This is a genomic window from Klebsiella sp. GW_Kp181, from assembly GCF_040062315.1.
Classification (GTDB): domain Bacteria; phylum Pseudomonadota; class Gammaproteobacteria; order Enterobacterales; family Enterobacteriaceae; genus Klebsiella; species Klebsiella oxytoca.
This window is the reverse complement of the sequence record NZ_JBEAFR010000048.1, coordinates 1-21,758: the sequence shown is the minus strand read 5'-3', so window position 1 is coordinate 21,758 and position 21,758 is coordinate 1. Positions and strand designations below refer to the sequence as shown.

26 protein-coding genes and 1 other RNA gene are annotated in these 21,758 nt (G+C 52.2%); 17 read left to right on the top strand and 10 right to left on the bottom strand.

Going from position 1 to position 21,758, the window contains the following annotated elements:
- Positions 1–67 precede the first annotated feature (67 nt).
- The 8 genes from ABLV11_RS09790 to ABLV11_RS09755 all read left to right on the top strand — a co-directional run bounded on the left by ABLV11_RS09790 (position 68) and on the right by ABLV11_RS09755 (position 6,653).
- Positions 68–1,249, top strand: a complete 1,182-nt coding sequence (locus tag ABLV11_RS09790; RefSeq protein WP_004195732.1) for a phage tail sheath protein — start codon at positions 68–70, stop codon at positions 1,247–1,249.
- A gap of 13 nt (positions 1,250–1,262) precedes the next feature.
- Positions 1,263–1,778: a phage major tail tube protein gene (locus ABLV11_RS09785; RefSeq protein WP_014343412.1), complete on the top strand. Its 516-nt coding sequence runs from the start codon at positions 1,263–1,265 to the stop codon at positions 1,776–1,778.
- A 60-nt stretch (positions 1,779–1,838) separates the two neighbouring features.
- Complete coding sequence (locus tag ABLV11_RS09780) at positions 1,839–2,114, top strand: phage tail assembly protein (protein WP_004195711.1); 276 nt, start codon at positions 1,839–1,841, stop codon at positions 2,112–2,114.
- Between the two features lie 32 nt (positions 2,115–2,146).
- Positions 2,147–2,266: a GpE family phage tail protein gene (locus ABLV11_RS09775; protein ID WP_014343413.1), complete on the top strand. Its 120-nt coding sequence runs from the start codon at positions 2,147–2,149 to the stop codon at positions 2,264–2,266.
- Positions 2,259–4,700, top strand: coding sequence for a phage tail tape measure protein (locus tag ABLV11_RS09770; RefSeq protein WP_148422225.1), 2,442 nt, complete (start codon positions 2,259–2,261; stop codon positions 4,698–4,700). The genes ABLV11_RS09775 and ABLV11_RS09770 overlap by 8 nt, the downstream gene beginning before the upstream one ends.
- A 13-nt stretch (positions 4,701–4,713) precedes the next feature.
- Entirely contained in the window at positions 4,714–5,193 is a 480-nt protein-coding gene (locus tag ABLV11_RS09765) for a phage tail protein (protein WP_064165081.1), read from the top strand.
- The gene (locus ABLV11_RS09760) at positions 5,193–6,353 is read left to right on the top strand and encodes a phage late control D family protein (RefSeq protein ID WP_064165080.1); all 1,161 of its coding nucleotides are present in this window, start codon (positions 5,193–5,195) and stop codon (positions 6,351–6,353) included. The genes ABLV11_RS09765 and ABLV11_RS09760 overlap by 1 nt, the downstream gene beginning before the upstream one ends.
- 81 nt (positions 6,354–6,434) lie before the next feature.
- A complete protein-coding gene (locus ABLV11_RS09755) occupies positions 6,435–6,653 on the top strand; it encodes a DNA-binding transcriptional regulator (RefSeq protein ID WP_071839001.1) in 219 nt (72 codons plus the stop codon).
- 159 nt (positions 6,654–6,812) lie between these two features.
- Here ABLV11_RS09755 and rplS read toward each other — a convergent pair whose 3' ends face one another.
- The 5 genes from rplS to ffh all read right to left on the bottom strand — a co-directional run bounded on the left by rplS (position 6,813) and on the right by ffh (position 10,431).
- Complete coding sequence (gene rplS / locus ABLV11_RS09750) at positions 6,813–7,160, bottom strand: 50S ribosomal protein L19 (RefSeq protein ID WP_004104634.1); 348 nt, start codon at positions 7,158–7,160, stop codon at positions 6,813–6,815.
- Between the two features lie 39 nt (positions 7,161–7,199).
- On the bottom strand, positions 7,200–7,967 hold the full coding sequence (trmD, locus tag ABLV11_RS09745; protein ID WP_004104636.1) for a tRNA (guanosine(37)-N1)-methyltransferase TrmD: 768 nt from the start codon (positions 7,965–7,967) through the stop codon (positions 7,200–7,202).
- A 45-nt stretch (positions 7,968–8,012) separates the two neighbouring features.
- Positions 8,013–8,561 carry a ribosome maturation factor RimM gene (rimM, locus tag ABLV11_RS09740; RefSeq protein WP_004104638.1) on the bottom strand — a complete coding sequence of 183 codons (549 nt, stop codon included), beginning with the start codon at positions 8,559–8,561 and terminating at the stop codon, positions 8,013–8,015.
- Between the two features lie 18 nt (positions 8,562–8,579).
- The gene (gene rpsP, locus ABLV11_RS09735) at positions 8,580–8,828 is read right to left on the bottom strand and encodes a 30S ribosomal protein S16 (RefSeq protein ID WP_004104640.1); all 249 of its coding nucleotides are present in this window, start codon (positions 8,826–8,828) and stop codon (positions 8,580–8,582) included.
- A 235-nt stretch (positions 8,829–9,063) separates the two neighbouring features.
- On the bottom strand, positions 9,064–10,431 hold the full coding sequence (ffh, locus tag ABLV11_RS09730) for a signal recognition particle protein (RefSeq protein ID WP_004114506.1): 1,368 nt from the start codon (positions 10,429–10,431) through the stop codon (positions 9,064–9,066).
- Between the two features lie 164 nt (positions 10,432–10,595).
- Between ffh and ABLV11_RS09725 the strand changes: the two genes are divergently transcribed.
- Positions 10,596–11,387 (top strand): inner membrane protein YpjD, encoded by a 792-nt coding sequence (locus tag ABLV11_RS09725; protein ID WP_004104642.1) that lies wholly within the window; start codon positions 10,596–10,598, stop codon positions 11,385–11,387.
- Between the two features lie 18 nt (positions 11,388–11,405).
- A complete protein-coding gene (locus ABLV11_RS09720) occupies positions 11,406–12,695 on the top strand; it encodes an HlyC/CorC family transporter (protein ID WP_004104643.1) in 1,290 nt (429 codons plus the stop codon).
- Positions 12,696–12,759: 64 nt separating this feature from the next.
- Here the strand turns inward: ABLV11_RS09720 and grpE are convergent, their stop codons facing one another.
- A complete protein-coding gene (grpE, locus tag ABLV11_RS09715) occupies positions 12,760–13,350 on the bottom strand; it encodes a nucleotide exchange factor GrpE (RefSeq protein ID WP_004104644.1) in 591 nt (196 codons plus the stop codon).
- 125 nt (positions 13,351–13,475) lie between these two features.
- Between grpE and nadK the strand changes: the two genes are divergently transcribed.
- The 3 genes from nadK (at position 13,476) to bamE (ending at position 16,591) form a co-directional block, all read left to right on the top strand.
- A complete protein-coding gene (nadK, locus tag ABLV11_RS09710) occupies positions 13,476–14,354 on the top strand; it encodes an NAD(+) kinase (RefSeq protein WP_004104646.1) in 879 nt (292 codons plus the stop codon).
- A gap of 86 nt (positions 14,355–14,440) precedes the next feature.
- On the top strand, positions 14,441–16,102 hold the full coding sequence (recN, locus tag ABLV11_RS09705) for a DNA repair protein RecN (protein WP_004114509.1): 1,662 nt from the start codon (positions 14,441–14,443) through the stop codon (positions 16,100–16,102).
- 147 nt (positions 16,103–16,249) lie between these two features.
- Positions 16,250–16,591, top strand: coding sequence for an outer membrane protein assembly factor BamE (gene bamE, locus ABLV11_RS09700; RefSeq protein ID WP_004104649.1), 342 nt, complete (start codon positions 16,250–16,252; stop codon positions 16,589–16,591).
- Positions 16,592–16,661: 70 nt separating this feature from the next.
- Here bamE and ABLV11_RS09695 read toward each other — a convergent pair whose 3' ends face one another.
- On the bottom strand, positions 16,662–16,952 hold the full coding sequence (locus ABLV11_RS09695) for an RnfH family protein (protein WP_004104651.1): 291 nt from the start codon (positions 16,950–16,952) through the stop codon (positions 16,662–16,664).
- On the bottom strand, positions 16,942–17,379 hold the full coding sequence (locus tag ABLV11_RS09690) for a type II toxin-antitoxin system RatA family toxin (RefSeq protein ID WP_004104653.1): 438 nt from the start codon (positions 17,377–17,379) through the stop codon (positions 16,942–16,944). Before ABLV11_RS09690 ends, ABLV11_RS09695 begins: the two co-directional genes overlap by 11 nt.
- A gap of 149 nt (positions 17,380–17,528) precedes the next feature.
- Here ABLV11_RS09690 and smpB point away from each other — a divergent pair, with 149 nt between their 5' ends.
- The 3 genes from smpB (at position 17,529) to ABLV11_RS09675 (ending at position 20,013) form a co-directional block, all read left to right on the top strand.
- Positions 17,529–18,011 carry an SsrA-binding protein SmpB gene (smpB, locus tag ABLV11_RS09685; RefSeq protein ID WP_004104655.1) on the top strand — a complete coding sequence of 161 codons (483 nt, stop codon included), beginning with the start codon at positions 17,529–17,531 and terminating at the stop codon, positions 18,009–18,011.
- A 143-nt stretch (positions 18,012–18,154) separates the two neighbouring features.
- Positions 18,155–18,518, top strand: a transfer-messenger RNA (tmRNA) gene (gene ssrA, locus ABLV11_RS09680).
- A gap of 289 nt (positions 18,519–18,807) precedes the next feature.
- Complete coding sequence (locus ABLV11_RS09675; RefSeq protein ID WP_048258079.1) at positions 18,808–20,013, top strand: DUF4236 domain-containing protein; 1,206 nt, start codon at positions 18,808–18,810, stop codon at positions 20,011–20,013.
- A 128-nt stretch (positions 20,014–20,141) separates the two neighbouring features.
- Here the strand turns inward: ABLV11_RS09675 and ABLV11_RS09670 are convergent, their stop codons facing one another.
- Entirely contained in the window at positions 20,142–20,525 is a 384-nt protein-coding gene (locus tag ABLV11_RS09670) for a S24 family peptidase (protein ID WP_047934994.1), read from the bottom strand.
- Positions 20,526–20,605: 80 nt separating this feature from the next.
- On the opposite strand from ABLV11_RS09670, the gene ABLV11_RS09665 reads away from it, so the two are divergent.
- Positions 20,606–20,845 carry a DinI family protein gene (locus tag ABLV11_RS09665; protein ID WP_064400368.1) on the top strand — a complete coding sequence of 80 codons (240 nt, stop codon included), beginning with the start codon at positions 20,606–20,608 and terminating at the stop codon, positions 20,843–20,845.
- Positions 20,846–21,091: 246 nt separating this feature from the next.
- Here ABLV11_RS09665 and ABLV11_RS09660 read toward each other — a convergent pair whose 3' ends face one another.
- A complete protein-coding gene (locus tag ABLV11_RS09660) occupies positions 21,092–21,661 on the bottom strand; it encodes a recombinase family protein (protein ID WP_015370244.1) in 570 nt (189 codons plus the stop codon).
- Positions 21,662–21,758 lie beyond the last annotated feature (97 nt).

Sequence of the window (21,758 nt, the reverse complement as noted above, 5' to 3'; positions counted from 1 at the left end):
GGATGACTCGTCACCCCTTCCCCCACGATTGAAAATAATGCTCACCCTTAACCACGGAGTTAAACGGATGAGCGATTTTCATCACGGCGTCCAGGTTGTCGAGATTAACGACGGCACCCGCGTCATTTCCACCGTATCAACGGCGATTATCGGCATGGTCTGCACGGCCAGCGATGCCGATGCCGCCACCTTCCCACTCAATAAGCCCGTACTGATTACCAGCGTGCAAAGCGCCATTGCGAAAGCGGGTACAAAAGGCACCCTTGCCGCATCCCTCCAGGCAATCGCCGACCAGTCGAAACCGGTCATTGTCGTTGTGCGCGTTGCCGAAGGTACCGGCGACGATGCCGAGGCGCAGACTATCTCTAATATCATCGGCGGCACTGACGAAAGCGGCAATTACACCGGGCTGAAAGCGCTGCTCACAGCGGAGGCTGTCACCGGCGTTAAACCGCGCATCCTTGGCGTGCCGGGCCTCGATTCCCTTGAGGTTGCGACAGCGCTCGCGCCGATTTGCCAGAAGCTGCGTGCCTTTGGTTATATCAGCGCCTGGGATTGCCAGAACATTTCCGAGGCGATGCTTTATCGCGAGAATTTCAGCCAACGTGAGCTGATGGTTATCTGGCCGGATTTTCTGGCATGGGATACCACGGCGAACGCGACCGAAACAGCCTGGGCGACCGCCCGCGCGCTGGGACTGCGCGCCAAAATCGACCAGGACACCGGCTGGCATAAAACGCTGTCAAACGTTGGCGTGAATGGCGTCACCGGCATCAGCGCGTCGGTCTTCTGGGATTTGCAGGAATCCGGCACCGATGCCGACCTGCTTAACGAGGCTGGCGTCACCACGCTCATTCGTAAAGACGGTTTCCGCTTCTGGGGCAACCGCTGCTGCTCCGATGACCCGCTGTTCCTGTTCGAGAACTACACCCGCACCGCGCAGGTTATCGCTGACACAATGGCCGCTGGTCACATGTGGGCGGTCGACAAGCCGATCACTGCCACGCTGATTAAAGACATCGTTGCGGGTATCAATGCGAAATTCCGCGAGATGAAAACGGCGGGCTATATCGTCGATGCGACATGCTGGTTTGATGAATCGGCTAACGACGCGGCGACCCTCAAAGCCGGGAAACTGTATATCGATTACGACTATACGCCGGTTCCCCCTCTCGAAAACCTGACGCTACGCCAGCGCATTACCGATAAATACCTGGCGAATCTGGTGTCATCGGTTAACAGCAATTAAGGAGCCCTGACCAATGGCAATGCCGCGCAAGCTCAAATACCTGAATACGTTTCTGGATGGCGTCAGCTATCTCGGCGTTATCGAGTCCGTCACCCTGCCAAAGCTGACCCGTAAGCTGGAAAACTACCGGGGCGGCGGGATGTCAGGCTCGGCCCCTGTCGATTTCGGCCTCGACGATGACGCGCTGGCGATGGAGATTTCCCTCGGCGGCTTCCCTGATGATGCGATCTGGTCGCTTTATGGTGCCGTCGGTACCGGGACGCTGCTGCGCTATGCAGGCTCTTACCAGCGGGACGATACCGGCGAAACCGTGGCGGTGGAAGTTGAGACCCGTTTCAAGGTGAAGGAAGTCGATAACGGCGAGAGCAAACAGGGCGAGGATACCAGCAGCAAATTATCGCTGGTCTGCACGTACTACAAGCTGACCATGAACGGTAAAGAGCTGGTAGAAATCGACGTCCTCAACATGATTGAGAAGGTGAACGGCGTCGACCGACTCGACCAGCACCGCCGCAATATCGGCCTGTAATTTTTCCCCGGCCAGCACGTCTGGCCGGTTAACCACGAATCCGTAAACAGTGAGAAACTCATGAGCAAAGAAAACATCGTCACCCTGGAAAACCCCATCAAACGCGGCGAGCAGGTCATCGAAAAAATCACCCTGATGAAGCCCAACGCCGGAACCCTGCGCGGTGTCAGCCTGGCCGACGTTGCGCGCTCTGAAGTGGATGCCCTGATTAAAGTGCTGCCGCGTATGACCAGTCCGTCTCTTACCGAATCGGATGTCGTCATGATGGATTTACCCGACCTGATGGCGCTGGCAACAAAGGTGATCGGTTTTTTGTCGCCGAATTTGGCGGATTAAATTTTCCGAAAGATATGTCGGTCGATGACCTGATGGCGGATATCGCGGTGATTTTTCACTGGCCGCCATCAGAGTTATATCCCATGAGCCTGACCGAGCTCACCACCTGGCGCGAAAAGGCGCTACAGCGAAGCGGAAACACGAATGAGTAACGACGTTAAATTGCAGGTATTACTCAAGGCTGTTGACCAGGCGACCCGCCCGTTTAAAACCATCCAGACAGCGAGCAAAACGCTGTCTGGTGATATCCGGGACACTCAAAAATCACTGCGTGAACTGAATGGCCAGGCATCCCGTATTGACGGGTTTCGCAAGGCAAGCGCGCAACTCGCCGTTACCGGTCAGGAGCTGAAGAAAGCGAAGCAGGAAGCCGCCGCGCTGGCGATCCAGTTTAAAAATACGGAACAGCCGACGCGCGCGCAGGCGCAGGCAATGGATGCCGCACGTAAAAGCGCCGCAGCGCTCCAGCTCAAACACAACAGCTTGCGGCAGGCTGTACAACGCCAGAGACAAGAGCTCAGCCAGGCGGGAATCAATACACGCACCCTGGCGGCAGACGAGCGCCGGTTAAAAACCAGCATCAGCGAAACGACGGTGCAGCTCAATCGCCAGCGTGAAGCACTGGCGCGCGTCAGCGCGCAACAGGCAAAACTCAACGCGGTTAAGCAGCGATATCAGGCGGGTAAGGAGCTGGCCGGAAACGCGGCAGCAATGGGGGCCACCGGTGTTGGTATGGCGACGACTGGCACGCTGGCCGGTGTGGCTCTGATGAAGCCAGGCTATGATTTTGCGCAGAAAAACGCCGAGTTACAGGCCGTGCTCGGCGTGGCGAAAGAATCTGCCGAAATGATGGCGCTGCGAAAGCAGGCCCGACAGCTCGGCGACAATACTGCCGCCTCTGCCGATGATGCAGCCGGAGCTCAGATTATCATCGCGAAAGCGGGCGGCGATGCGGCGGCAATTCAGGCTGCGACCCCCGTCACGCTGAATATGGCGCTCGCTAACCGGCGGACGATGGAAGAGAACGCGCAGCTTTTGCTCGGTACCAAAAACGCTTTCCAGCTTTCAAATGACCGGGTAGCCCATATCGGCGATGTGCTTTCAGCAACGATGAATAAATCAGCGGCCGATTTTCAGGGATTAAGCGACGCCTTAACCTATCTGGCCCCAGTTGCCAAAGCTGCGGGAGTAAGCCTCGAAGAGGCCGCCGCCATGACGGGTGTGCTTCATGATAACAATATCACGGGATCGATGGCCGGTACCGGGAGCAGCGCTGTCGTCAGCCGGTTACAGGCCCCAACAGGAAAGGCATGGGCGGCATTAAAAGAGCTGGGGGTTAAGACGGCAGATAGCGAGGGCAACATGCGGCCCGTATTTACCATTCTGAAAGAAATCCAGACCAGTTTTAAAAAGAATAAGCTCGGAACAAGTCAGACAGGCGAATACCTGAAAACGATATTCGGCGAGGAAGCGCTGAAATCGTCTAATGCCCTGTTAGACGCTGCGGCCAGCGGGAAACTCGATAAGCTGACAGCGGCATTTAAAGCCTCGGACGGAAAGACCGAGGAGCTGGTTAAAGTCATGCAGGATAACCTCGGCGGCGACTTCAAAGAGTTTCAGTCTGCGTATGAGGCTGTTGGCACCGACCTGTTTGACCAGCAGGAATCCTCATTACGCACACTGGTGCAGACTGCGACCGGCTATGTGCTCAAACTTGATAAGTGGATCCAGCGAAATAAAGAGCTCGCGCAGACGCTGGGGGTGATTACCGCCGTGGCGCTTGGCGTGGTGGGTATGATTGGGGCCATTGGGCTGATTGCCTGGCCGGTTATAACGGGAGTCAATGCCATCATCGCCGCTGCGACGGCGCTCGGTACCGTATTTACAACGGTGGCCGGAGGCATCATTACCGCTATTGGTGCGATTTCCTGGCCGGTTGTCGCTGTTGTGGCTGCGATTGTCGCCGGGGCATTGCTCATCCGTAAATATTGGGAGCCCATCAGCGCATTTTTCGGCGGAGTGATTGAAGGGATGCGGGTCGCATTTGCGCCAGTAGCTGAACTGTTTGCGCCGCTTAAACCGATGTTTGACTGGCTGGGCGGAAAACTGAAAGCCGCGTGGGACTGGTTTAACAACCTGATTGCGCCGGTCAAGTCATCGCAGGAAACCTTAAACAGTTTTCGTGATGCCGGTGTGTTGTTCGGTCAACGGCTGGCGGATGCCTTAACGCTGCCGCTGACGGCATTTAATAAGCTGCGCAGCGGTATTGATTGGGTGCTTGAGAAACTCGGCATTATTAATAAAGAGTCCAGCACGCTTGACCAGACTGCCGCAAAAGCGAACGCAGCCACGCAGGGTAACTCTTATATTCCGGCAACCGGCACTTACGGTGGCTATCAGGCATATCAACCCGTCACCGCACCGGCGGGACGTTCTTATATAGACCAAAGTAAAAACGAATATCACATCGACGTTCAGGGGGGCGGCAGCGGTACGCAGCTCGATCGCCAGCTACAGGATGCGCTTGAAAAATTTGAGCGTGAAAAACGCGCCCGCCAGCGTGCCAGCATGAACCACGACGGATAGGAGGTGACGAAAAATGATGCTCGCACTCGGTATGTTTGTTTTTATGCGCCAGACGTTGCCACACCAGACGATGCAACGCGATGCCGAATATCGGTGGCCGTCAAACTCCCGCGTTGGTAAGCGGGATTCTTTCCAGTATCTGGGGCCGGGGGATGAAAAAATTACCCTAGCCGGTGTGCTTTACCCGGAGCTCACCGGCGGAAAGTTGACGATGACGGCCATTCGTTTAATGGCTGACGAGGGGCGCGCCTGGCCGTTACTGGATGGCACCGGCACGATTTACGGTATGTACGTCATCAATAATATCAGCGAGACAGGAAGCCTGTTTTTTGCTGACGGAACGCCGCGCAAAATTGATTTTACGCTGACCCTCACCCGCGTGGATGAATCCCTTGCGGCGCTGTATGGCGATATCGGCGAACAGGCAAAATCACTGATTGGCAAGGCGGGAAATATGGCCTCGTCAGTGGCTGGCATGGTGGGGATTAGCTGATGCTCGATATGCTGAACCTGAATGCGGGTGGAGTACTGACGCCCGATTTTATGCTGATGCTCGACAGCAAAGATATTACCGGCAACATCAGTAATCGGTTGATGAGCCTGACCATGACAGACAATCGCGGATTCGAAGCCGACCAGCTCGACATCGAGCTTGATGATGCTGACGGGCTGGTCGAGCTGCCGTTACGCGGTGCCGTACTGACGCTTTACCTCGGGTGGAAAGGCTTTGCGTTGATTGGTAAGGGAAGTTTTACCGTTGATGAGGTTGAACATCATGGCGCGCCGGATACGGTGACAATCCGCGCCCGTAGCGCCGATTTTCGGGGGACGCTTAACTCACGTCGGGAAGAGTCCTGGCATGACAAGACGCTCGGCGAAATCGTGGCAGCGATAGCGACACGTAACAAACTGGTGTCGAGCGTTATACCGGAGCTGGCCGGAATAAAAATTCCGCATATCGACCAGTCACAGGAATCGGATGCCAAATTTTTGACACGGCTCGCCGAACGAAACGGCGGTGAGGTTTCGGTAAAAGCGGGAAAGTTACTTTTCCTCAAAGCCGGTCGTGGGGTTACAGCCAGCGGAAAAGCCATTCCGCAGGTCACGATCACCCGCAGCGATGGCGACCGCCATCAGTTTTCCATTGCTGACCGTGGGGCATATACCGGCGTTACGGCAAAGTGGTTGCACACCAAAGACCCGAAGCCACAAAAACAAAAGGTTGCGTTAAAACGCAAACCCAAAGAGCAGCATTTACGCGCGCTACAGCACCCCAAAGCCAAACCGGTAACGAAGAAAAAGACGGTGAAGACGCCGGAAGCCAGGGAGGGTGAATACATGGTCGGCGAGGATGACAACGTGTTTGCCCTGACTACAATTTTTTCAACCAAAGCGCAGGCCATGCGAGCCGCACAGGCCAAATGGGACAAACTGCAACGTGGTGTTGCTGAGTTTTCTATCCGGCTGGCGACGGGGCGAGCAGACCTCTACCCGGAGACACCAGTACAGGTTTCAGGCTTTAAGCGCGTCATAGACGAGCAATCGTGGACAATTACTAAGGTGATGCACTCTCTGAGCAATGGCGGCTTTACGACGAGCCTAGAGCTTGAGGTGAGATTGTCGGATGTAGAGTATGAGGCGAAGGAAATATAAAAATGCAAACATTAACTTGCAAATGTAAGTTTCAGGGCTATTATCCACCTCAATGACTGCGAGATAGGGGGATTAAAAATCATGATGCATTGTCCACTATGCCAGGATGCCGCACACGCTCGGTCCAGCCGATACCTGAGCACGGAAACAAAAGAGCGCTATCATCAGTGCCAAAACATAAATTGTGGTTGCACATTTGTTACTCATGAAACTTTAGCTCGCTTTATCGTTAAGCCTGGAGAAATAGACCCAGCTCCGCCCCACCCCTCAAAATATCAGCAACATCAACTATGGCTCTAACCTGCTCCGGCAGGTTTTTTATTATCTGTGCAAAGTGGTCATTGTGGGCATTCAGCAATTCTACGTGGACACTCCGTGGACAACATCAATAAAAAAGGGGCTAGCATTACGCTAACCCCTTGTTTTATAACACGCTTTGGATGTAGCGTGATGCGTTTATTAGTTAAGACGCTCTTTGATACGAGCAGACTTACCGGTACGCTCACGCAGGTAGTACAGTTTAGCTTTACGTACAGCACCACGACGTTTGACAGAAATGCTGTCAACTACCGGAGAGTGAGTCTGGAAGACACGCTCAACGCCTTCGCCGTTGGAAATTTTGCGAACAGTGAATGCAGAGTGCAGACCGCGGTTACGAATAGCGATAACCACGCCCTCGAATGCCTGCAGACGTTTTTTGGAACCTTCAACAACCCATACTTTCACTTCCACGGTATCACCCGGACGGAAGGAAGGTACGTCCTGCTTCATCTGTTCTTGTTCAAGTTGCTTAATAATGTTGCTCATAATTTAATCTCTTATCCTGGGTAAACTGATATTGGGGGCTTACGCCATCCCATCATGTTTATGTTGCTGTTGCGCGAGTTCCTTTTTGAACTCCGCCAGCAACCTTGCTTGCTCTTCAGTCAGAGCCAGGTTTTCCAAAAGTTCAGGTCTTCTAAGCCAGGTTCGGCCCAGCGACTGCTTCAGACGCCAGCGACGTATCTCCGCATGGTTTCCCGACAGCAATACCGGCGGTACTTCCATACCTTCTAACACTTCAGGGCGCGTATAGTGCGGGCAATCCAGCAATCCTTCAGCAAACGAATCTTCGATTGCCGAAGCTTCATGACCCAGAACCCCCGGAATAAACCGGGAAACGGAATCAATCAGCGTCATTGCCGGTAGCTCACCACCGCTGAGAACGTAATCGCCGATTGACCATTCTTCATCAATTTCGGTCTGAATTACGCGCTCATCTACGCCTTCGTAGCGACCGCACACCAAAATCAGCTTCTGATTTGTTGCCAGTTCGCTGACGCCAGCTTGATCAAGCTTGCGCCCCTGAGGTGAAAGATAAATCACCTTTGCGCCTTCACCTGCCGCGGCTTTTGCTGCATGAATCGCATCCCGCAAAGGTTGCACCATCATTAGCATCCCCGGTCCGCCGCCGTAAGGACGATCGTCCACGGTACGGTGCCGGTCATGAGCGAAATCTCGAGGACTCCAGCTCTGGATGCTCAGCAGGCCATTTTTTACTGCCCGGCCAGTTACCCCGTAATCGGTAATTGCGCGGAACATTTCTGGAAACAGGCTAACGATACCTATAAACACAAGCCAATCCCCATAGTGCCGTTTTTTACCGTTTATTCGGAGAATTTAAAAACCAGGATCCCAATCTACTTCGATAGTACGAGTAGCGAGATCGACTTTCTTGATAACCTGCCCATCGAGGAACGGAACCAGCCGCTCCTTGATACCAAATGCATCTTTCAGGTTTGCCTTGATGACGAGAACGTCATTAGACCCGGTTTCCATCATGTCGATGACTTTACCGAGGCTATAGCCTTCAGTGGTCACTACCTGGCAGCCCATCAGGTCTTTCCAGTAATAGTCACCCTCTTCAAGCGCAGGCAGCTGCGATGAATCCACAACAATTTCGCAATTAGTCAATAGATTCGCTGCATCGCGATCGTCAATGCCTTTCAGCTTAATGACGATATCCTGATTGTGGTGGCGCCAGCTTTCCAGCTCAACAACCTGCCACTGACCCGCCTTCTGGATAAACCAGGGCTGATAGTCAAAAATGCTTTCGGCGTCTTCGGTGGAGGAAAACACTCTGAGCCAACCACGGATACCGTAGGAAGAACCCATTTTGCCCAATACAATCGGATCAACAGGTGCTTGTGCGGTGTGTTGCTTGCTCATCATGACCACCGTGACAGATTAAGCTGCTTTGTTAGCGGCTTTGATCAGCGCAGCTACGCGATCGGAAACAGTCGCGCCCTGGCCAACCCAGTGAGCGATACGATCCAGATCCAGACGAGTTCCTTCTTCGGTCGCAGAAGCGATCGGGTTGAAGAAACCAACGCGCTCGATGAAGCGACCGTTGCGTGCATTACGGCTGTCGGTAACAACAACCTGGTAGAACGGACGCTTTTTCGCGCCGTGACGTGCTAAACGAATAGTAACCATAACATCCTCTTGTGTGAATAAAACACCGGGCCCCATCGAGGAACGGAGCCCGGTGTCATATTAAAAGCCCGAAAATTTTACTGATTTCTGGGGAAATTGCAATCAGCAGTTATAAACTCTGCTGTGGAAGGGCACCGCAGATACCCTAAATTGGGTACCTGCGAGTAATTCATAGCCAGAGCGCGCCAACAATGGGACAGGAAAGAAGGGCGCGCCGGCAGCAATAGCCACAATACTATCGGCCTCCGGGGAAACCTGGCGGCATCATACCTTTCATTCCACGCATCATCTTCATCATGCCGCCTTTCGACTTCATCTTCTTCATCATGCGCTGCATATCGTCAAACTGCTTGAGCAGACGGTTCACATCCTGCACCTGCATTCCGCAGCCTGCGGCGATACGGCGCTTACGCGAACCTTTAATAATTTCCGGTTTAGCGCGCTCTTTCAGCGTCATCGAGTTGATGATGGCTTCCATACGCACCAGCACTTTGTCGTCCATTTGCGATTTAACGTTGTCCGGTATCTGCCCCATGCCCGGCAGCTTGCCCATCAGGCTGGCCATACCGCCCATGTTTTTCATCTGACGCAGCTGTTCAAGGAAATCGGTCAAGTCAAAACCATCGCCTTTTTTCAGCTTAGAGGCCAGCTTTTCAGCCTGCGCGCGGTCGACCTTACTTTCGATATCTTCGATCAGGGACAGGACATCGCCCATGCCGAGAATACGGGAAGCGATACGATCCGGATGGAACGGCTCCAGCGCTTCGGTTTTTTCGCCCACCCCGAGGAATTTAATCGGCTTGCCGGTGATATGACGAATCGACAGCGCCGCGCCGCCGCGGGCGTCGCCGTCCACTTTGGTCAATACAACACCGGTTAACGGTAGCGCTTCGTTAAACGCTTTCGCGGTATTCGCCGCATCCTGGCCGGTCATCGCATCGACAACGAACAGGGTTTCTACCGGATTAAGCGTTGCATGGACCTGCTTAATCTCGTCCATCATCGCTTCATCAACGTGCAGACGACCAGCGGTATCCACCAGCAGCACGTCGTAGAATTTGAGCTTCGCTTCTTTCAGCGCGGCATTAACGATATCAACCGGTTTCTGGCCAACGTCAGACGGAAAGAAATCGACGCTAACCTGCTCTGCCAGCGTTTCCAGCTGTTTGATCGCCGCGGGACGATAAACGTCAGCGGAAACCACCAGGACTTTCTTCTTGTGCTTTTCACGCAAGAATTTACCCAGCTTAGCGACGCTGGTCGTTTTACCCGCCCCCTGCAAACCGGCCATCAGAACTACGGCAGGCGGCTGCGCGGCTAAATCAAGCGCCTGGTTCTCTTCGCCCATCGCGGCAACCAGTTCGTTGCGCACGATTTTGACGAACTCCTGCCCCGGGGTCAGGCTTTTATTAACTTCATGACCAACCGCGCTCTCTTTTACACGGTTGATGAAGTCGCGAACCACAGGCAGAGCAACGTCCGCCTCCAGCAGCGCCATGCGCACTTCGCGCAGGGTATCTTTAATATTGTCTTCAGTAAGGCGTCCGCGGCCGCTAATGTTGCGCAGCGTACGCGACAAACGATCGGTTAAATTATCAAACATTGTCTCTCGCCTGAGGTGGAAACGGTCGGTCGCCGCAGCGACACAAAAACGGAATGGGCGCAGTATAACACGACATAAACGCGAATGTGCTGCAACGGTTGGAGCCAGACTCGCGTGACGTTATACTGCTTCTCTCTACTATTTAGTCAACAGTCGACGCGCATATGCCTGTTTTTGCTCTACTCGCCCTTGTCGCCTACTCCATCAGCCTCGCGCTGATCGTCCCTGGTCTGTTACAAAAAAACAGCAGCTGGCGGCGGATGGCGATTCTTTCCGCAACTATTGCGTTGATTTGTCACGCCTTTGCGCTGGAGTCACGCATTTTTCCCGGCGGCGAAAGCGGGCAAAACCTCAGCTTATTAAACGTGGGATCGCTGGTTAGCCTGATGATCTGTACGGTGATGACCATCGTCGCATCGCGCAATCGCGGCTGGCTGCTGCTGCCCATTGTCTACACCTTCGCCCTGATCAACCTCGCGTTCGCCACCTTTATGCCGAACGAGTACATCACGCATCTGGAAACCACGCCGGGGATGTTGGTCCACATCGGCCTGTCGCTCTTTTCTTATGCTACGCTGATTATCGCCGCGCTCTACGCTCTGCAGCTGGCGTGGATTGACTATCAGTTGAAGAATAAACGATTGACCTTCAGTAGCGAAATGCCGCCGCTGATGAGCATCGAACGTAAAATGTTTCATATCACCCAGATAGGCGTGGTGCTGTTAACCCTGACGCTGTGTACCGGGCTGTTTTACATGCATAACCTGTTTAGTGCGGAAAACATTGATAAAGCCGTACTCTCTATCGTGGCGTGGTTCGTTTATATCGTCCTGCTTTGGGGCCACTATCATGAAGGGTGGCGCGGACGCCGGGTCGTCTGGTTTAACGTGACTGGCGCAGGCCTGCTGACGCTGGCCTACTTTGGTAGCCGCGTATTGCAACAGTTCATGAGCTAAGTCTTTAAGGAATCCCTAGTGGAACATATCTCCACCACCACACTGATCGTAACGCTGATCATCATGGTGGTTATCTCCGCCTATTTCTCCGGTTCTGAAACCGGCATGATGACGCTAAATCGCTATCGCCTGCGTCATATGGCCAAGCAGGGCAATCGTCAGGCAAAACGCGTTGAAAAGCTGCTGCGCAAACCTGACCGTCTGATTAGCCTGGTCCTCATTGGCAATAATCTGGTTAATATTCTCGCTTCGGCGCTCGGCACCATCGTGGGTATGCGCCTGTACGGCGATGCAGGCGTTGCCATTGCCACCGGGGTTCTGACGTTCGTAGTGCTGGTATTTGCGGAAGTGCTGCCCAAAACCATTGCGGCGCTCTACCCGGAAAAGGTCGCCTATCCCAGCAGCCTTCTGCTCGCGCCGCTGCAAATACTGATGATGCCGCTGGTGTGGTTGCTCAACACCATCACCCGCATTCTGATGCGCATCATGGGCATTAAAACCGATATCGTCATTAGCGGGGCGCTCAGCAAAGATGAACTGCGTACTATCGTTAATGAATCACGCTCGCAAATCTCCCGCCGCAATCAGGACATGCTGCTGTCGGTTCTGGATCTCGAGAAAGTTAGCGTGGACGACATCATGGTCCCGCGCAATGATATCGTCGGTATTAATATTAACGACGACTGGAAGTCCATTGTCCGCCAGCTGACCCACTCTCCCCACGGCCGCATCGTGCTGTACCGCGACACCCTTGACGATGCCATCAGCATGCTGCGGGTACGCGAAGCTTATCGCCTGATGACGGAGAAAAAAGAGTTCACAAAAGAGGTAATGCTGCGCGCCGCCGACGAAATTTACTTCGTGCCGGAAGGGACGCCGCTCAGCACCCAACTGGTAAAATTCCAGCGCAACAAAAAGAAAGTGGGCCTGGTGGTGGATGAATATGGGGATATTCAGGGCCTGGTCACGGTTGAGGATATCCTCGAAGAGATCGTCGGCGATTTTACGACCTCAATGTCGCCTACGCTTGCTGAAGAGGTAACGCCGCTTAACGATGGTTCAGTGATTATCGACGGTACCGCCAACGTACGTGAAATCAATAAAGCATTTAACTGGCATCTGCCGGAAGATGAAGCGCGAACCATTAACGGTATCATTCTGGAAGCTCTCGAAGAGATCCCTGCCCCCGGCACCCGCGTGCGCATTGAACAGTATGATATCGATATTCTTGATGTTCAGGAGAATATGATTAAACAGGTGAAGGTTATGCCGGTAAAACCCATTCGTGAAAGCGTGGCGGAGTCATAGCATACCTGGCACGGTGCAGGTCTGAATAGAAAAACGGCTACCTCATGGTAGCCGTTTCGCTTATTTACTTCGCTTTCGCTACGGTTACCATCGCCGCGCGAATAGTACGGCCATTCAAGGTGTAGCCCTTTTGCATAATGCCCAGAACGTTACCTGCCGGTACGTCCTCGGACTCAACCATCGCAATGGCCTGATGCACGTTCGGATCCAGCGGCACGTTAGTATCGCCAATGACTTCCACGCCAAACTTACGAACCACGTCCAGCATCGACTTCAGCGTCAGTTCGATACCTTCAACCATCGGCGCCATATCCGGGTTGGCTTTATCAGCCACTTCCAGGGCGCGGTCCAGGCTGTCGATGACCGGCAACAGTTCGTTGACGAACTTCTCAAGCGCAAACTTATGCGCTTTTTCGATATCCTGCTCGGTACGACGGCGCAGGTTATCTTCATCGGCTTTCGCACGCAGCAATACTTCACGTTCGCGCTTCTGGGCTTCAACGAGCTGAGCTTCCAGATTCGCAATTTTTTCATCGCGCGGATCCACCTGCTCAGCCGAAACCTCAGGCTCTACCGCCTCAACGTCATCGTGCTGCTCCGTGATAATTTCTTCCGGGGCTTGCCCCTCAGGCGTTTTCTGTTCTTTACTACTCATGAATTTCTCCGCGTTTTTTTTCGCATTCATCTCGCTAACTTCGCTTATTATGGGGATCAGTTTCCGGGTTTCAAGGGAACGCAGCCAGATTGTCACTATTCATTTAACTCAAGGACATCCAGATCATGAAGAATCACTTCAAGTGTATAGGCATTGTGGGACACCCTCGTCACCCAACCGCGCTGACCACACATGAAATGCTCTGGCGCTGGCTGTCCAGCAAAGGTTATGAAGTTCTGGTTGAGCAGCAAATCGCTCATGAATTACAGCTCAGCAATGTGAAGACCGGGACGCTGGCGGAAATTGGCCAGCAGGCAGACCTGGCCGTCGTGGTTGGCGGCGATGGTAATATGCTCGGCGCGGCGCGGACGCTGGCGCGCTACGATATTAACGTTATTGGCATTAACCGCGGAAATCTCGGCTTTCTGACCGACCTCGATCCGGACAACGCGCTACAGCAGCTCGCTGATGTGCTCGAAGGCCACTATATCGCCGAAAAACGCTTCCTTCTGGAAGCTCAGGTCTGTCAGCAGGATTGCCAGAAGCGTATCAGCACGGCGATTAACGAAGTCGTCCTGCACCCCGGTAAAGTAGCGCATATGATTGAGTTTGAAGTCTATATTGACGAGGTGTTTGCTTTCTCTCAGCGCTCAGATGGGCTCATCATCTCCACGCCTACCGGCTCCACGGCCTATTCCCTCTCCGCCGGCGGGCCGATCCTCACCCCTTCGCTGGATGCTATCACCCTGGTGCCTATGTTCCCGCATACGCTTTCGGCCCGGCCGCTGGTGATCAACGGTGACAGTACTATTCGCCTGCGTTTTTCGCAGCGCTGCAGCGACCTCGAAATTAGCTGCGATAGCCAGATAGCGCTGCCCATTCAGGATGGAGAAGATGTGCTGATCCGCCGGTGTGATTATCACCTTAATCTCATCCATCCTAAAGATTACAGCTATTTCAATACATTAAGCACTAAGCTTGGCTGGTCGAAAAAATTGTTCTGATTTTATAGCCAGCCCCTTTACTGGATAAAAAACCCGATTATACTGTACGAAAACACAGTAATGGTTTTTCATACAGGAAGGCAGCTATGTTGGCACAACTCACTATCAGTAATTTTGCTATCGTTCGTGAGCTGGAAATCGATTTTCACAGCGGTATGACCGCCATTACCGGCGAGACCGGCGCCGGTAAATCGATCGCTATCGACGCGCTGGGGCTGTGCCTGGGCGGTCGGGCGGAAGCCGATATGGTGCGCAGAGGCGCCAGCCGGGCTGATTTATGCGCACGCTTCTCCCTGAAAGACACGCCGGCCGCACAACGCTGGCTGGAACAAAACCAGCTCGAAAGCGGGCGTGAGTGTTTACTTCGCCGCGTTATCAGCGCAGACGGCCGCTCTCGCGGCTTTATTAACGGTACGGCGGTGCCTTTATCCCAGCTCCGCGAACTGGGACAGCTTCTTATCCAGATCCATGGCCAGCATGCGCACCAACTGTTGACTAAGCCTGAACATCAGAAGACCTTACTTGATGGCTATACCGGTGAGTATGCGCTTACTCAGCTAATGGCTGAGCGCTATCGTCAGTGGCACAAAAGCTGCCGCGATCTGGCGCAGCATCAGCAGCAAAGCCAGGAGCGCGCCGCGCGTGCGGATCTGGTGCAGTATCAACTAAAAGAGCTCAACGAGTTTAATCCGCAGCCGGGCGAATTCGAGCAAATTGATGAAGAGTACAAACGTCTGGCCAACAGCGGCCAATTGCTGTCGACCTGTCAGCATGCGCTGTCGGTGATGGCAGACGGCGAAGAATCCAATCTGCAAAGCCAGCTCTATGCCGCAAAGCAGCTGGTGAGCGAGCTGGTTGGTATGGACAGTAAACTCTCCGGAGTGCTGGATATGCTTGAAGAAGCATCTATTCAGCTTAGCGAAGCCACGGACGAGCTGCGTCATTATCACGATCGCCTCGATCTCGATCCGAATCGTCTGTTCGAACTGGAACAACGTATCTCCCGACAGATTGCCCTGGCGCGCAAGCATCAAATTACGCCCGAGGAGCTTCCAGAATTTTACCAGTCACTGCTGGAAGAGCAGCGTCTGCTGGATGATAGCGCCGGTTCCCTGGAATCCCTCAGTCAGATGGTCGTGGAGCATCATCAGTTAGCCCTTGAGACGGCGAAGCAGCTACATGCCCTGCGTCAGAATAGCGCTGATGAACTGACTCAGTTAATTACGGAGAGTATGCACTCACTTTCAATGCCACACGGTGTATTCTCCATTGATGTCGCGTTTGATGAGCGTCATCTCACCGCTGAAGGCGCAGACCATATTGAATTCCGGGTAACCACCAACCCGGGTCAGCCGCTGCAGCCAATCGCTAAAGTTGCTTCCGGAGGCGAACTCTCGCGTATTGCGCTGGCGATTCAGGTGATCACCGCGCGGAAAATGGAAACTCCGGCATTGATTTTTGATGAAGTAGATGTCGGTATCAGTGGCCCTACGGCAGCGGTGGTGGGCAAACTGCTGCGCCAGCTAGGTGAGTCAACCCAGGTGATGTGCGTTACCCACTTACCGCAGGTGGCCGGTTGCGGACATCATCATTTCTTCGTCTGCAAGGAAACAGACGGTGAAATGACCGAGACGCATATGCACCCTCTGGATAAACGCGCTCGCTTGCAGGAACTGGCCCGTCTGCTGGGCGGCAGTGAAGTCACTCGTAACACTCTGGCAAACGCGAAAGAGTTGCTCGCGGCGTAAACTTTTTGATTTTCACAGAGTCATAGTGAACAGCAAATTGCCGATAGACCTGCAGCCGAAGGTTCCCAACCGGGCAAAGGTCTATTATCATCGGCATATTACAGATGAGCCACGTACTGCTCGGGCCCAAAAAGGAATCAAATCACTATGCGCTGTAAAACGCTGACTGCTGCCGCAGCGGTTCTTCTTATGTTGACCGCAGGCTGTTCCACTCTGGAACGAGTGGTTTACCGTCCTGACATCAACCAGGGTAACTATCTGGCACCAACCGATGTAGCAAAAGTTCGTGTCGGCATGACGCAACAACAGGTTGCCTATGCCTTGGGTACGCCGATGATGTCGGATCCGTTTGGCACTAATACCTGGTTCTACGTTTTCCGTCAGCAGCCTGGGCATGAAAAAGTTACCCAGCAGACGCTTACCCTGACCTTTAACAGCAGCGGTGTGCTGACCAACATTGATAACAAACCTGCCCTGACGGCGGAGTAATAAAGCTATCAATACACAAAAAGCGCTCATTGAGCGCTTTTTTTATATCTGCATCTTTGGTGCGAAACGGTTACTTTCCGGCGTTTTTCTCCGCCCGCTGACGACGTAGCTCTTTCGGGTCAGCAATCAACGGACGATAGATTTCGACCCGATCGCCATCATGGACGCGATCCTGAAGCTTAGCCGGGCGGCTATAAATTCCCACTTTGTTTTTCGTCAGATCGATATCGTCACGTAGCGCCAGAAGACCGCTGGCAACAATCGCCTGCTCGACCGTCGCCCCCTCCTCAAGCTTGACGCTTTGCAGATACTGTTTTTCCGGCAACGCGTAGGCCACTTCAACCACGATTTTAGCCGGCACTGTAGACCTCTTTAGCGCGCGTCGTGAATGCCTGAACCATATTCATGGCCAGTTCTTTGAAGATACGACCAAACGCCATTTCAATCAGCTTATTGGTGAATTCAAAATCGAGATGAAACTCAATTTTGCACGCTTCCGGGCTTAAGGGGATAAATTTCCAGCCGCCAATCAGCTTTTTAAACGGACCATCGACCAGACTCATCAGGATGCTCTGGTTACTGGTGAGCGTATTTCGCGTTGTGAAGGTCTTACTGATACCCGCTTTGGATACGTCAACCGCCGCAGTCATTTGCGTCGGCCCAAGCTCCAGAACCCGGCTACCGGTACAGCCCGGCAGAAAATCAGGATAGGACTTTACATCATTTACCAGTTGATACATCTGTTCAGCACTGAACGGCACCAGCGCGGTACGGCTAATCTGAGGCATAGCAGGTTCCACATATAAACACAGGGCAAATAATATCATTTATCTGCTGCTAAAAAAAACGCTGTACCGCAACTCGTGCTAAGATAGCCCATTACGCCTCGCAGGAAGATTGAGGTACGACTGTTTTAAGACGATGACTTCAGGATACTATGACTAAGAAAAAAGCCCACAAACCTGGATCAGCCACCATTGCGCTGAATAAACGCGCTCGTCATGAATACTTTATCGAAGATGAATACGAGGCGGGTCTTGCCCTGCAGGGATGGGAAGTTAAATCTCTCCGCGCAGGTAAAGCCAATATTGGCGACAGCTATGTCATTTTGAAAGATGGCGAAGCCTATCTGTTTGGCGCCAACTTCACGCCGATGGCGGTAGCGTCCACCCACTACGTATGCGACCCAACTCGTACCCGTAAGCTTCTGCTCAATCAGCGTGAACTGGATACCCTATACGGACGTATCAACCGTGAAGGTTACACCGTGGTCGCTCTTTCCCTGTACTGGAAGAATGCCTGGTGCAAAGTCAAAATCGGCGTAGCGAAAGGTAAGAAACAGCACGACAAGCGCACCGATATAAAAGATCGCGAGTGGGCAGTTGATAAAGCCCGCATTATGAAACACGCAGGTCGTTAATTGCCCTTCTCTTGAGGGTCAGCCAGCTGGCCCTCACGCTATACTGTTGTTGATGCTGATTTTTCATCCACTCTGGCGCCATAATCCTCAAAACGAGGGCTGGTCAGCGCATTCATAAATCTGTTATACTCAACGTACACATTGGGGCTGATTCTGGATTCGACGGGATTTGCGAAACCCAAGGTGCATGCCGAGGGGCGGTTGGCCTCGTAAAAAGCCGCAAAAAAATAGTCGCAAACGACGAAAACTACGCTTTAGCAGCTTAATAACCTGCTCTGAGCCCTCTCTCCCTAGCTTCCGCTCTTAAGACGGGGATCAAAGAGAGGTCAAACCCAAAAGAGATCGCGTGGAGGCCCTGCCTGGGGTTGAAGCGTTAAATCTAATCAGGCTAGTCTGGTAGTGGCGTGTCCGTCCGCAGGTGCCAGGCGAATGTAAAGACAGACTAAGCATGTAGTACCGAGGATGTAGGAATTTCGGACGCGGGTTCAACTCCCGCCAGCTCCACCAATCATGATTGGACAGTGATAGGACATCACTAGCAATAACAGGAAGTTAGCAGTCTCAGCAGGACACCGACCAGACGGTGAGGGGACAAAAAAGGATACGCAAAGGAGCCGCGGCTCCCTAGTGACAAAAAAGCCCGCCTTCGCGGGCTTTATTGTTTTACTCCACCAGCAAGTTAATCGCTTTATCATGGCGGTATGAAGATGAGCTAAGGGTAGTTTTTTGTATCAGCTCAATGTTCATATAAAAACATTTCGAACTTTGGTACACAAAACTACATAGGGATAACTTTATGTCTCTTCGTTTCAGACAAACCTTTACTCTATTTCCTGGTGTGAGGCTCAACATTGGAAAGCGTGGAATAAGCGCAAGCATCGGGGTACCTGGTGCGACTGTCAATGTTGGGAAAAAAGGACTCAGGGCGACTGTGGGACTCCCGGGTACAGGCTTATCTTATACTACACCTACCCTGCCCTATGATGATTGCCACTCAGTTACGAATCCATTAATTCCGTCCTCGACAGAACCTCATTTTGGGTCGACGGAATCATTTCCAAGCAACACTCCATCGAACGCTAAAATATACATGCCCATGGCTGGCATGAATGAAATTTCCAGCGCTTCGGTAGAAGTCCTGACAAGCTCCTCCCTTTTACCTTTACGGGATTTGATTGCTAAAGCACGAGAACAAAGTGCAGAGATAAAAGCAGATCTACAAGAAGCTCTTGCTGAAGAATCAAAACAAAAGAACGAGTTGGTTCGGCGCAAATCAAGTCTACTTCGTTGGTTTTACAAACGTCGCATCGCAGAACTTGAGACTGAACTCCCCGTAACGCAAGCTGAGATATCTCGCCTGTTATCATGGGAAGACAGCACAAAAATAGCCATTACCTTCGAGAGCAGTGACACTTCACAGCGCGCATATGCAGCAATGGTCCGTGCATTCGATATGTTAAAATCTAGCAACAAAAAATGGGATATCACTGCTGACAAAGCGACAGACCAGTTTGCCGAAAGAACGTTAGCAACTCGATCTGTGGATCGTCATCCTGTTACCTTTGACTACAGCTCAACAGATCTCATTCAATTTACAGGTCGTGCGATGCGGTTTGAAAATGTCAATGGCGACGATATATTGCTTTATCCTGGAGTTGCAGTCATACCACGTGTTGATGGGGCATTCGCTCTGATTGATATACGCGAATTACAAATCAGTGCGGAACATCGGAGATTTCAAGAGGAAGACGGTGTTCCCAAGGATACACGTATAGATGGCCATACTTGGGCGAAAACGAATAAGAATGGATCGCCAGACCGTCGATTTAAAGATAACTACCAAATCCCAATTTGCATTTATGGAAATATTACTTTCCATTCCCAAACTGGGTTAACTGAGGAATATATGGTATCAAATGCAGATGCCGCGCAAGCCTTTGCTGAAACAGTACAGCGCTATCAGACCTCACTCACAGAATCCGAAGCGTTGGTACAGGCCTAACTTATCTCAGATTTCCGGGAAGAGGCTCAACCTCACTTGCCGACCAAAAAACCAACTAAACCAGCCACCTATGGCTGGTTTTTATAATGGGTAGTGTTAAGGTGATTACGGATTGAAACGCCTTAAAATTATATAACAGGGCAGTCGTCGAACTCCCCTGACCGCGCATCATTGATTATGTATGTGATCACTCCAAATACTGCCGGCGGGCAATTCTCCTCTTCCCCCGGAAGCGCTTCCTTTCGCCCAGATGACAAGTCCTCAAGATGAGGTTTTGGCACCAGCCGGTAGCGCTTTACTCTGAACTCCCCTTCCATTGCACATACAAGCAAAGTGCCATCACATGGCTTAAGTGAAGCATCAATGACCAGAAGAGCCCCTTGTAAAATACCCGCACGATAACAAGTGTTTGCCGCCCGCATAAAATACGTTGCAGCTGGATGCTTAATGAATTTTTCGTCAAGCGAAATACGCATTTCTTCATAATCTGCTGCTGGAGATGGAAAGCCCACGGTTTTACTCCTCTTTCTTGACACTGTACATAATCACAGTATATATACTGTATATAAACACAGTAAAGAGGATCGAAAAAATGTTTGTTGAACTCGTATATGACAAGCGCAATGTTGAAGGTTTGGCTAATGCTCGTTCTATCATTCTCAATGAGTTAACAAAGCGGGTGCACAGAATTTTTCCTGATGCAGAAGTTAAGGTAAAATCTATGCAGGCAAATGCTCTTAACTCAGACGCCAGCAAACATGATAAAGAACGGCTAAACCGCATGCTTGAGGAGATGTTTGAAGAAGCAGATCTATGGCTGGTAAAAGAATGATCAGTTGCAACAGCGCCATACTTTCAGGGGTAAGGATCTACTTCCCCGAGGAGAGGAAGTTACCACTGCCTGATTTCGAGTTACGGTCCTTCGCTATTATAAAAGTTCGAGAAGATGGCTATATGCTTCTTGAATCAACGAAAAGTGGCTGGTTTCCAGCCACAACATTAATTTATAAGGACTATGGTCCTGCCATATCTCATGCAATAGAGTTAAGCAGCGATATCTGGGGTTGGGCTGATTCGTTCATGACTTCTCAGGTACGCCACTTTCTGATGGGAAATATTTATATACAGTCTTCTCACTGATCCCTATCACATCCGCGACCTGCTGCCGAGTAGCCCCTTTCTCCAACATCCGTCGGCAACGATCCACAACTTCTGTGGTCATTATCCGGCGGCGGCCACCGATGCGCCCCTGCTCCCTTGCCGCTGCTAAACCGGCGCGGGTACGCTCGACGATCAGCTCTCTTTCCATTTCCGCCAGTGCACTCATGACGTGGAAGAAAAAACGTCCTGCTGGCGTACTGGTATCGATGCTGTCAGTCAAGCTTCGGAAATTCACCCCGCGCGCCTGCAGCTCTGATACCAGAGTGATCAGGTCACGCACGCTTCGCCCCAGCCGATCCAGTTTCCAGACCACCAGCACATCACCCGGTCGCAGCCGCCGCAGCGCACGCTTTAACCCTGGTCGTCTGGCATTCTTTCCGCTGGCCGTATCTTCGAAAATCAGCTCACATTCTGCGCGGATCAGCGCATTTTTCTGTAAATCGAGGTTTTGATCCCCGGTTGACACCCTGGCGTAACCAATCAGCATGATGTAACCCTTTGAAATAGCTGATTGTAAAAAGCTCCGGTCTTTCGCTCAAACCCTCGTTTGCGCGAACGCCTTTTTTGGAGCAAAAAACATGGCC